This is a genomic window from Saccharothrix longispora (assembly GCF_030852425.1).
GTDB classification, from domain to species: Bacteria; Actinomycetota; Actinomycetes; order Mycobacteriales; family Pseudonocardiaceae; genus Actinosynnema; species Actinosynnema longispora.
Genome location: NZ_NSDM01000021.1, coordinates 1 through 12331 on the forward strand (window position 1 = coordinate 1; position 12331 = coordinate 12331).

A 12331-nucleotide genomic window follows, 5' to 3' on the forward strand; every position below is an offset into this window, starting at 1 on the left:
CCCCACAACGGGTCCACCACCGCCGCCACCTCGTCCAGGGCCTCCGCGAACACCGGGAAACGGGACGCCAACCCCACACCCATGCCCGGCCGCTGCGCACCCTGCCCCGAGAACAGGAACACCACACCGGGATCGGCGGCGGTCCCGCCGATCGCACCGGGGGCCGCGCCCTCGGCCAGCCAGCCGGTCAGCGCCGCGCGGCGCGCCGCCGCGTCGGGGCCCACCAGTGCCAGCCGGTGCTCGAACGCCGCGCGGCCGGTCGTCAGCGCCCGCGCGACGTCCGCGTCCCGCACGCCGTCGGCCGAGTCCAGGAAGTCGGCCAGCGCCGCCGCCTGCGCCCGCAGCGCCGCCGGGGTGCGGCCCGACAGCACGAGAGGCAGCTCCGGGTCCGCTCCGGGAGCGGCCTCGGCGGGCTCCTCGGCGACCGGTGCCTCCTCCAGGACCACGTGCGCGTTGGTGCCGCTGAACCCGAACGACGACACCGCCCCCCGCCTCGGCCGGTCGCCGCGCGGCCACTCGCGGCCGGTGCGCAGCAGCGACACCGCGCCGGCCGACCAGTCGACGTGCGGGGTGGGCTCGTCGACGTGCAGGGTGCGCGGCAGCAGCTCGTGCCTCAGCGCCTGCACGACCTTGATCACGCCCGCCACGCCGGCCGCCGCCTGGGCGTGGCCGATGTTGGACTTCACCGAGCCCAGCCACACGGGCGTCGCGCGCCCCTGGCCGTAGGTCGCGAGCAACGCCTGCGCCTCGATCGGGTCGCCCAGCGACGTGCCGGTGCCGTGCGCCTCCACCAAGTCCACGTCGGACGGCGCGAGACCGGCGTCGTCCAGCGCCGCCCGGATCACCCGCTGCTGCGCCGGCCCGTTGGGCACGGTCAACCCGCTGGTCGCGCCGTCCGAGTTGACCGCCGTCCCCCGCACGACCGCCAGCACCGGGTGGCCGAGCGACCGCGCCACCGACAACCGGGCCAGCACCAGCACACCGACGCCCTCGGCCCAGCTGGTGCCGTCGGCGTCGGCGGAGAACGCCTTGCACCGCCCGTCGCCCGCGATCCCGCCCTGCCGGTCGAACTCGCCGAACACCTCGGGCGCGGCGACCACCGCGACGCCGCCCGCCAGCGCCAGGTCGCACTCGCCGCCGCGCAGCGCCCGCACGGCGAGGTGCAGGGCCACCAGCGACGACGAGCACGCGGTGTCCACGGTGACGGTGGGCCCGTGCAGGCCCAGCACGTAGGAGATCCGCCCGGACAGCACGCTCGCCGTGTTGCCGGTGCTGACGTGCCCCTCGTCGCGCTGCGCCGACCCGCGCAGCAGCTCCGGGTAGGACTGGCCGCTGGTGCCGACGAACACGCCGGTCCGCGAGCCGCGCAGCGACGACGGGTCGATGCCGGCGTGCTCGACCGCCTCCCAGGTCGTCTCCAGCAGCAGCCGCTGCTGCGGGTCCATGGTCACGGCCTCGCGCGGCGGGATGCCGAAGAAGTCCGCGTCGAACAGGTCCACGCCGTCGAGGAACCCGCCGCGCCACCGCCGGTGCGCGGCGGGCCAGCCCCGGTCGGCGGGGACCGTCGTGGTGGCGTCCGCGCCGGACGCCACCAGGTCCCAGAACGCGGCGGGCCCGGCCGCGCCCGGGAAGCGGCAGCCGACACCGACGACGGCCACCGGCTCCACGGCCCGGGCCCGCACCTCGTCGAGCCTGGTCCTGGTGCGGTGCAGGTCGGCGGTGACCCGCTTCAGGTAGTCACGGAGCTGGTTCTCGCTGGCCATCGGGGTCCCTCTCGCGGTCGGGCGTCACGTACCGCGCAGCTCGCGGTCGATGAACTCGAAGATCTCGTCGTCGCTGGCGTCGTCGATCACGTCGACGAACCCCGCCCCGCCGGCGGGGACCGGCACGTCCCCACCGCCGCCGAGCAGGTCGAGCAGGGCGCGCAGCCGGCCGGCCACCTCGTCCCGCGCCGCCTCGGGCAGGCCGCCGGACACGGCGGCCTCCAGCGCGGCGAGGTCGGCCAGGTGCGCGTCCGGCACGGACTCGAACCCGGGTTCCAGCAGCGACAGCAGGTGCGCGGCCAGGGCCGTCGGGGTCGGGTGGTCGAACACGGTGGTCGCGGCCAGCCGCAGCCCGGTCGCGCCGTTGACGCGGTTGCGCAGCTCCACCACGGTCAGCGAGTCGAACCCGAGGTCGGTGAAGCCGCGGTCGGCCTCGACGGCGTCCGGGGACCGGTGCCCGAGCACGGCGGCCACCTGCTCGCGCACGAACCGGACCAGGGCGCGCCTGCGCTCGCCCGCGGTCAACCCGGCCAGCCGGTCCACGAAGGACCCCGCGTCCGCCGCCTCGGTCGCGGCGGACCGGCGGGCCGCCCCGGTGACGAGGCCGCTCAGCAGCGGCGGCAGGTCGGTGTTGGCGCGCAGCCCGGCCTGGTCGAACCGCACGGGCAACGGGGACGGGTCGGCGGCGGCCAGCGCGGCGTCGAACAGGGCGTGCCCGTCGGCCCAGGACAGCGGCCGGGTGCCGGAACGTCCCGACGCGCCGCCGAGGGCCGCGGTCATCCCCGCCTCGGCCGTCCACGGGCCCCACCGCAGCGACTGGCCCGGCAGGCCGCGCGCCCGGCGGTGCTGGGCGAGGGCGTCGAGGAACGCGTTGGCGGCGGCGTAGCTGCCCTGCCCCGGACCGCCGACCGTGCCGACGACGGACGAGTAGGTGGTGAACGCGGCGAGGTCGGCGTCCCGGGTGAGCCGGTCGAGCACGAGCGCCGCGTCCGCCTTGGCCCGCAGCACGGTCGCGAGCCGTTCCGGGGTGAGCGCGGACAGCACGCCGTCGTCGAGGACGCCCGCCGCGTGCACCACGGCGGTCAGCGGGTGCTCGGCGGGCACGGCGGCGAGCACGGCGGCCACCGCGTCCGGGTCGGCGGCGTCGCACGCGACCACGTCCACCCGCGCGCCCGCGTCACCCAGTTCCGCGCGCAGCTCGGCCGCGCCGGGGGTGTCCGGTCCGCGCCGGCCGAGCAGCAGCAGCCGCGTGGCGCCGTGCTCGGCGACCAGGTGCCGGGCCAGCCTCGACCCGAGCGCGCCGGTGCCGCCGGTGATGAGCACGGTGCCGTCGGCCCGCCACGGCGCGGGCAGGGTGAGCACCACCTTGCCGGTGTGCTTCGCCTGGCTGATGTGCCGGAACGCCTCGGGCGCGCGCCGGACGTCCCACGTGGTCGCGGGCAGCGGCCGGACCGCGCCGAGGTCGAGGAGTTCGGCGAACATCCGCCCGAGCCGGTCCGGACCGGCCTCGACCGTGTCGAACGCCGTGTAGGTGATGCCGGGGTGGTCGGCGGGGTCGCGGACGTCGGACTTGCCCATCTCGGCGAACCTGCCGCCGGGGGCGAGCAGCTCCAGCGAGGCGTCGGTGAACGCGCCCGCCAGCGAGTTGAGCACCACGTCGACGCCGCGCCCGCCCGTGGCGGCCCGGAACGCGTCCGCGAAGTCGAGCGTCCGCGACGACGCGATCCGCTCGTCCGGCAGGCCCAGTTCGCGCAGGGCGGCCCACTTGCCGGGGCTCGCCGTGGCGTAGACCTCGGCCCCGAGGTGCCGGGCGAGGCGGATGGCGGCCATGCCGACGCCGCCCGCGCCCGCGTGCACCAGCACCGACTCGCCGGGCTTGAGCCCGACCAGGTCCACCAGCGCGTAGTACGCGGTCAGGTAGGCCATCGGCACGGTCGCCGCGTCGGTCCACGACCAGCCGTCCGGCACCCTGGTCACGGTGCGGCGGTCGGCCAGCGCGCGCGGGCCGTACGCGCCGGACAGCACACCCATCACCCGGTCGCCGGGCGCGAGGTCCGTGACGCCCGGCCCGACCTCCAGCACCACGCCCGCGCCCTCGACGCCGAGCGGGCCGGGTTCGGCGCCCGCCGCGAGGCCGAGCACCGACAGCACGTCGCGGAAGTTCACGCCCGCCGCGCGCATCCCGATCAGCACCTCGCCGGGGCCGGGGGCCGGCACGTGCACCGGCACGGCCGCGATCCCGTCGACCGCGCCGCTGCCGGTCGCGTCGAGCCGCCAGCCCTCGCCGAGGCCGAACGCGGACGGCAGGGCCACCACGTCACCGGGCGCGGGCCGCACCACGCGCGGCGCGAGCAGCGCGCCCCGGCGCACGGCGGCCTGCGGCTCACCGGAGGCGACGGCGGCGGCCAGCAACGCGGCGTCCGCCGTGCCGTCGTGGTCGAGGAGCAGGAACCGGCCGGGTTCCTCCCACTGCGCCGAGCGCACCAGCCCCCACACCGGGGAGGCCGGCAGCCCGGTCAGCGCGTCGGACGGGCTCGCCGCGACCGCGTCGCGGGTGAGCACCAGCAGCGGGACGGCGGCCAGGTCGTCGCGGGCCGCCCAGTCGCGCAGGACCTCCAGCACGGACGCGGTGGCGCCCTCCTCGGCGGGCACCGGCAGCACCGCGAAGGCGGGTGCGGGTGCGTCCGCGGCGAGTTCCGCCGCCAGGGCCGCGGCGTCGGCGACGCGCCGGCCCGGGGTGTCCGGACCCGGCACCGGCGGGCCCAGCACCACCGGCTCCACCGCCCCGACGCCCCCGGCGGTGTCGACGGGCGTCCAGATCAGCGAGTGCAGGCCGTCGGCCCGGCCGCGCGGCGACCCGGTGTCGGCCGGGCGCAGCACCAGCGCGCCGATCGTCGCGACCGGGGCGCCGGCGGTGTCGGCGACGGTCAGGGTCACCGAGTCGGGTCCGGACGACGCGAGCCGCACCCGCAGCCGGCCCGCGCCCGTGGCGTGCAGGGCGACCCCGGTCCAGGAGAACGGCAACTGCTTCGGGTCGGTGTCGGGGTGCGCGAACGAGATGGCGTGCAGGGCCGCGTCGAGCAGCGCCGGGTGCAGGCCGAAGCCCTCCGCCGCGCCCTGCTCGTGGCCGGGCAGCACGACGTCCGCGAACACGTCCTCGCCGCGCCGCCACACCGCGGTCAGGCCGCGGAACACCGGGCCGTAGTGGAAGTGGCGCTCGGCGTGGTGCTCGTAGAAGCCGTCCAGGTCCATCGGTTCGGCCCCGGCGGGCGGCCACGCCCCGTCCAGCGCCACGCCCTCCACGGCCCGCGGGGACAGCAGGCCGCCCGCGTACCGGGTCCACGGCGCGTCGTCGCCGTCCGGTCGGCCGAACACGGCCAGCGTCCGCGTCCCCGCCCCGTCGGGTGGGCCGACGACGACCTGCACGCGCACCGCGCCGTCCTCGGGCAGCAGGAGCGGCTGTTCGAGGGTCAGCTCGGCCACGCTCGGGCAGCCGACCTCGTCGCCGGCGCGGAACGCCAGGTCGAGGAAACCGGTGCCGGGGAACAGGACCGTGTCGCCGACGCGGTGGTCGGCCAGCCACGGGTGGGTGTGCCGGGACAGCCTGCCGGTGAGCAGCACGCCGTCCGAGTCGGGCAGCGGGGTCGCCGCGCCCACCAGCGCGTGCCCGGTGGCGTCGAGGCCGACCGTGCCCACCTCGTCGGCGGCGAACCGCGCCGGCCAGTACCGCTCGTGGTGGAAGGCGTAGGTCGGCAGCGCGACCCGGTTGCCGGGGACGACCGCCGCCCAGTCCACCGGGACGCCCCGGGTGTGCAGGCGGGCCAGGCCCGCGAGCAGGGCGGTGTCCTCCGCGCCGTCGCGGCGGGCCAGGGGCACGACCAGCACGTCCGGGCCGGCGGTGTCCCGCACGGCGGCGGACAGCGAGCCGTCCGGGCCGATCTCGACGACGGTGTCCGCGTCCAGCGCGGCGACCGCGTCGGCGAAGCGCACCGGTTCGCGCACCTGCCGCACCCAGTAGTCCACTGTGGACATATCGGAGGGCTTGCCGGTCACCGTGGAGACCAGCGGGACGGCGGGCGGCGCGAACGCGATGCCGTCGAGCGCGGCGCGCAGGTCGTCCAGCACGGGCTCGACGAGGGGCGAGTGGAACGCGTGGCTGACCCGCAGCGGCCGGGTGCGGAACCCCGCCAGCCGGCGACCCGCCTCGGCCACCGCGTCCGCCGGGCCCGCGACGACCACGGCGTCCGGCGCGTTGACCGCGGCGACGGCCACGCCGTCCGGCAGCAGCGGCACGACGACGTCCTCGGGGGCGCGCACCGACAGCATCGCGCCGCCCGCGGGCAGGGCGGCCATCAGGCGGGCCCGCGCCGACACCAGGCGGCACGCGTCGTCCAGCGACAGCACGCCCGCGACGTGCGCGGCGGCGATCTCGCCCACCGAGTGCCCGACCAGCACGTCCGGGCGCAGGCCCCACGACTCGACCAGCCGGAACAGCGCCACCTCGAACGCGAACAGCGCGGGCTGAGCGACGCCGGTGTCGTCCGGGTCGCCCGACCGCACGTCCACGTCGAGGCGTGCGCACACCTCCTCGAACGCGGCGGTGAACACGGGGAACCGCGCCAGCTCCGCCCCCATGCCGACCCGCTGCGCGCCCTGCCCGGCGAACACGAACGCGGTCGTCGGCGCGCGGTCGGCCCGGCCCACCAGCACGTCCGGCGCGGTGTCGCCGGCGGCGAGCACGGCCAGGCCGTGCCGCAGCCCCGCCGGGTCCGCGCACACGACGGCGGCGCGGTGCTCCAGGTGCGCGCGGGTCGTCGCGGCCGAGAAGGCCAGGTCGCCCAGGGCGCGGGCGTCCAGGTCCAGCCACCGCTCGGCCTGCGCGCGCAGGCCTTCGGGGGTGGCGGCCGACAGCAGCACCGGCACCGTGCCCGCCGCGGTCGCCGTGGCCGCCGTGGTGGTCGGGCGCGCCTCGGCGGGCGGGGCCTGCTCCACGACGACGTGCGCGTTGGTGCCGCTCGCCCCGAACGACGACACGCCGGCGCGGCGCGGCCTGCCGGTCTCCGGCCACGCGGTGGCCTCGGTGACCAGCCGCACCGCGCCGGACTGCCAGTCGACGTGGGGGGACGGGCGGTCGACGTGCAGCGTGCCGGGCACCAGGCCGTGCCGGATGGCCTGGACGACCTTGATGATCCCGGCGACGCCAGCGGCGGCCTGGGCGTGCGCCATGTTCGACTTGACGGAGCCGAGCAGCAGGGGCCGCTCGCGGTCCTGGCCGTAGGTCGCGAGGACGGCCTGCGCCTCGATGGGGTCTCCCAGGGTGGTGCCGGTGCCGTGCGCCTCCACCACGTCCACATCGGACGGCGCCAGGCCCGCGTCGGCCAGCGCCGCACGGATCACCCGCTGCTGCGCCGGCCCGTTCGGCGCGGTCAGGCCGTTCGACGCGCCGTCGGAGTTGACGGCGCTCCCCCGGACCACGGCGAGCGCGGTGTGGCCGTTGCGGCGGGCGTCCGACAGGCGCTCCAGCACGAGGACGCCGACGCCCTCCGACCAGCCGGTGCCCTCCGCCGACTCGGCGAACGACCGGCACCGCCCGCCGGCTGCCATGCCGCCCTGCGCGGTGAACCCGGTGAACGCGGCGGGCGTGGACATGACCATCACACCGCCCGCGAGCGCCAGCGACGACTCGCCCGCCCGCAGCGACCGCGCCGCCAGGTGCAGCGCCACCAGCGACGACGAACAGGCCGTGTCGATCGTCATCGCCGGGCCCTCCAGCCCGAACGCGTACGACACGCGACCGGACAGCACGCTCGCGACCGTGCCCGCGAGGTGGTGGCCCTGGACGTCGGCGGGCGGCCGGTAGTCGGTGCCCACCGCGCCGACGAAGACGCCCGTGGACGAGCCGCGCAGCCCGACCGGGTCGATGCCCGCGTGCTCCAGCGCCTCCCACGAGGTCTCCAGCAGCAGCCGCTGCTGCGGGTCCATCGACAACGCCTCGCGCGGCGAGATGCCGAAGAAGCCCGCGTCGAAACCCGCGACGTCGTCCAGGAAGCCGCCCTCGGCGGTGGCGCTGGTGGTGCCCAGGCCGGCGAGGTCCCAGCCCCGGTCGGCGGGGAACGGCCCCACGACGTCGCGCCCCTCGGCCACCAGCCGCCACAGGCCGTCCGCGTCCGCGACGCCGCCCGGGAAGCGGCACGCCATGCCGACGATCACGATCGGGTCGCTCGTCGCGGAACCGCTCGCGGCCGGGAGGGCGGCGTCGACGGCGGCCGGCCCGAGGAGGAGTTCCGCGAGGTGCGCGGCCAGCGCCTCGGGCGTGGGGTGGTCGAACACGGCGGTCGCGGGGACCGGCGCGCCCGTGGCGGCCCGCAGCCGGTTGCGCAGCTCGACGGCGGTCAACGAGTCGAAGCCGAGTTCGCCGAACGCGCGCCGCGCGGGCACCTCGGCGGCGGACGAGTGGCCGAGCACGGCGGCAGCGGTGTCGCGCACCAGGTCGAGCAGGCGCCGCACGGCCTGTGCCCTGGGCAGGCCCGTCAGCCCGGTGGCCGGTTCCGCGGCGTCATCGGCGGTGGTGTCGGCACGGCCCCTCCGGAACCCCTCCAGCTCGGCGAACAGCGGGCTGGGCCGCTCGGCGGCGAACCACGACGCGAACCGCTCCCAGCCGAAGTCGGCCACGACGAGCTGCGCGGGCCCGCCGTCGAACGCCGAACCGAGGGCCGAGCCGAACGCGTCGAGGGCCCGTTCCGGCGTCAACGCGGGCAGTCCGCGCGAGGCCAGTGTCCCCGCGAGTTCCGCGCCGCGCCCGGTGGCCCACTCGGCCCAGGCGACGACCGTCCCGGGTCGCCCGGCGGCGCGGCGGCGCAGCACGACGGCCTCCGCCGCCGCGTCCGCCGCCGCGGCCGCGGCCTGACCCGGACCGCCGACCGCGCCCGCCAGGCCGGCGAACACCACCAGCGGGACGTCTCCGGCCAGCTCGTCCAGCACCGGGACACCGGCCAGGGCCGTGCGGACCGGGTCGAGCAGGCGCGTGTCGTCCAGCGTGGCCAGCGTGCCGTCGGCCACGACGCGCGCGGCGTGCACCACGGCGGTCAGCGGCCGGTCGGCGGGGATCGCGGCGATCGCGGCGGCCAGCGCCTCCCGGTCGGTGACCGGGCACGCGACGGGCGTCACGTCGTCCGAGGCCTCGTGCGCGTTCCGCGCGACGACGACCACGTGCTCCGCGCCGTGCTCCAGCACCCAGCGGACGACGCGCGAGCCGACCGAGCCGGTGCCGCCGGTCACCAGGACCGTGCCGCTCAGCCCGGGGGCGGCGGAGCTCCCGGAGACCGGCAGGAGGCGTCGGCCGAGCAGACCGCCGGGGCGCACCGCCACCTGGTCCTCGGGCGCGTCGGGCAGGAGCAGTTCGTCGCCCGCCAGGTCGACCAGCCCGCCCCAGCGCTCCGGGTGCTCCAGCGCGGCCACCCGCCCCAGGCCCCACAGCGCCGCGTGGCCCGGGTTGGTCACCGGGTCGTCGTCACCCGTCGACACCGCGCCCCGCGTCACGCACCACAGCGGGGCGGGGAGACCGAGGGAACCCAGGGCGCGCAGCAGCGCCGTCGTCAGCGCGACACCGGTGACCCCGTCGTCCGTGGCGGTCAGCGCCAGCACCCCGGACGGCTCGACACCACCGAGCGCCTCGGTGATCCGGGCCGCGGTGACCCCGGCATCGGCGGACACCACGACACGGGCCGCCGGGCCGTCCGGGGACCACGACGCCTCGTCGGCCACCGCGACCAGCCACGTGCCGTCGAGCGGGCGACCGGGGCCGATCGGCGTCCACCCGGTCCGGTACCGGCCGCTCACCGCGGGCACGGGCAGGTCGGGCCACAGCCTGGTGCGCTGGAACGGGTAGGTCGGCAGGTCGACCCGGCGCGCGCCGGGGAAGAACCCCGACCAGTCCGCGGCGGCACCGGCGCAGAACGCCTCGCCCAGCGACAGCGCGAACCGGTCGTACCCGCCGTCGTCGCGCCGCAGCGTGCCCACGGCGGCGACGGGCGCGCCCGCGGCCTCGGCGGTCCCCTGCACGGCGGCGGTGAGCACCGGGTGCGGCCCGACCTCGACGAACGCGCGGTGCCCCATCGCCACCAGTCCGCGCACGGCCTGCTCGAACCGCACGGTCTCGCGCAGGTTCCCGAACCAGTACCCGGCGTCGAGGCCGGCGGTGTCGAACCAGTCCCCGGTGCGGGTGGAGAAGAACGGCACGGTCCCGGTCACCGGCCGCACGGGCGCCAGCGCGGCGAGCAGGTCGTCGCGCACGGCGTCCACGTGCGCCGAGTGCGAGGCGTAGTCCACCGCGACGCGCCGCACCCGCGCGCCCTCGGCGGCCAGCGACGCGGCCAGCCCGTCCAGCGCGGCCGGCTCCCCGGACACCACGACGGCGGCGGGCCCGTTCACGGCGGCGATCGACAGCCCCGACGGCAGCCGGGGGGCCACCTCGGCCTCGGGCAGCGCCACCGACAGCATCCCGCCGCGCCCGGACAGCGCCCGCCCGATCGCCCGCGCCCGCAGCGCGACGACCCGGGCACCGTCCCCCAGGGACAGCCCGCCGGCCACGCACGCCGCCGCGACCTCGCCCTGCGAGTGGCCGACGACGGCGGCCGGGCGGACCCCGTGCGCCTCCCACAGCGCCGCCAGCGCGACCGCCACCGCCCACGACACGGGCTGGACGACGTCCACGCGGTCCAGGGCGAGGCCGTCGCGCAGCACGTCCACCAGCGAGAAGTCCACGTGCGGGGCGAGCGCGTCGGCGCACTCCCCGATCCGCGCGGCGAACACCGGCGACTCGTCGAGCAGCCGCGCCCCCATGCCCGCCCACTGCGCGCCCTGGCCCGGGAACACGAACACCGGCCGGGCCGCGTCGGGGTCGGCGACGCCCTCGGCGGTCGTCGCCGAGGGGCGGCCGCCGGCCAGCGCGCCCAGGTCCGCCGGGTCGAGCAGGACGGCGCGGTGCGGCAGGGCGGTCCTGGTGGCGGTCAGCGAGAAGGCCACGTCGGACGGCCGGTCGCCGCCGGCGGCGAGGTGGTCGCGCAGCCGCGCGGCCTGCGCCCGCAGCGCCTCCCGGGACCGCGCCGACAGCACCCACGGCACCGGCCCGGGGGGCGCGGCCCCCACCCCCTCGGCCCCCACCCCCTCGGCCCCCACCCCCTCGGCGGCCGGCCCCTCGGCGGGCGCGGCCTCCACGACCACGTGCGCGTTGGTGCCGCTGACCCCGAACGACGACACGGCCGCGCGGCGCGGGGCACCGGTCTCCGGCCACGGCCGGGCGGTGGTCGGCAGCTCGACCGCGCCGGTGGACCAGTCCACGCGCCGCGACGGGTTCGCGGCGTGCAGGGTCGCGGGCACCGTGCCGTGCCGCATCGCCATCACGACCTTGATGAGCCCCGCCACGCCGGACGCGGCCTGCGCGTGCCCGATGTTCGACTTCACCGACCCCAGCAGCAGCGGTCGTGCGCGGTCCCGGCCGTAGGTCGCGAGCAGCGCGCCGGCCTCGATCGGGTCGCCCAGGGCCGTGCCGGTGCCGTGCGCCTCCACCAGGTCCACGTCGGCCGCGGACAGCCCGGACGCCGTGAGCGCCTGGCGGATCACCCGCCGCTGCGCCGGGCCGCTCGGCGCGGTCAGCCCGTTGGACGCGCCGTCGGAGTTCACCGCCGACCCGCGCAGCACCGCGAGCACCGGGTGCCCGTTGCGGCGCGCGTCGGACAGCTTCTCCAGCAGCACCAGGCCGACGCCCTCGGCCCACCCGACGCCGTCCGCGCCCTCGGCGAACGCCTTGCACCGGCCGTCCGGCGCGACCGCGCCCTGCCGGCCGTAGAGCACGAACGCGGTGGGCTTGACCATGATCGTGACGCCGCCTGCGAGCGCCAGCGAGCACTCCCCCGCCCGCACCGCCTGCGCGGCCAGGTGGATCGCGACCAGCGACGACGAGCACGCCGTGTCCACGGTGACCGACGGGCCCTCCAGCCCGAACGTGTAGGACAGCCGGCCGGACACGACGCTCGCCGCGTTGCCGGTGCCCGCGTGCGGGCTGCCGTCCTCGCCGGCCGCCGACAGCAGGTCCAGGTACTCCTGGCCGTTCGTGCCGACGAACACGCCGGTGCGGCTGCCGTGCAGGGCGGCGGCGTCCAGCCCGGCCCGCTCGAACGCCTCCCACGACGTCTCCAGCAGCAGCCGCTGCTGGGGGTCCATCGCCAGCGCCTCGCGCGGGGTGAGCCCGAAGAAGGCCGGGTCGAAGTCGGCGACCCCGGACACGAACCCGCCCTCGCGGGTCGGTCCCACGGCCAGGTCCGCCGGGTCCCAGCCCCGGTCGTCGGGCAGCGGACCCACCGCGTCGACCCCGGCGTCCACCAGGTCCCACAGCTGCTCGGGCGAGGTGACGCCGCCGGGGAACCGGCAGCTCATGGCCACGACGGCGACCGGCTCGGCGCGGCCGGCGGCGAGCTGCCGGTTGAGCCTGCGCAGCCGCTCGTTCTCCTTCATCGACGCCCGGAACGCCTCGATGACCTGGTCGGTGGAGTGGGGCATGGTTCTCCGCT

2 protein-coding genes are annotated in these 12331 nt (G+C 78.0%); both read right to left on the bottom strand.

Translation table 11 applies throughout. The features are described from left to right. On the bottom strand, positions 1–1733 hold a 1733-nt coding region (locus CKY47_RS33385; protein WP_371320782.1), incomplete at its 3' end, for a type I polyketide synthase. A gap of 54 nt (positions 1734–1787) precedes the next feature. Continuing rightward, positions 1788–12320, bottom strand: coding sequence for an SDR family NAD(P)-dependent oxidoreductase (locus CKY47_RS33390; protein WP_306750349.1), 10533 nt, complete (start codon positions 12318–12320; stop codon positions 1788–1790). Positions 12321–12331 lie beyond the last annotated feature (11 nt).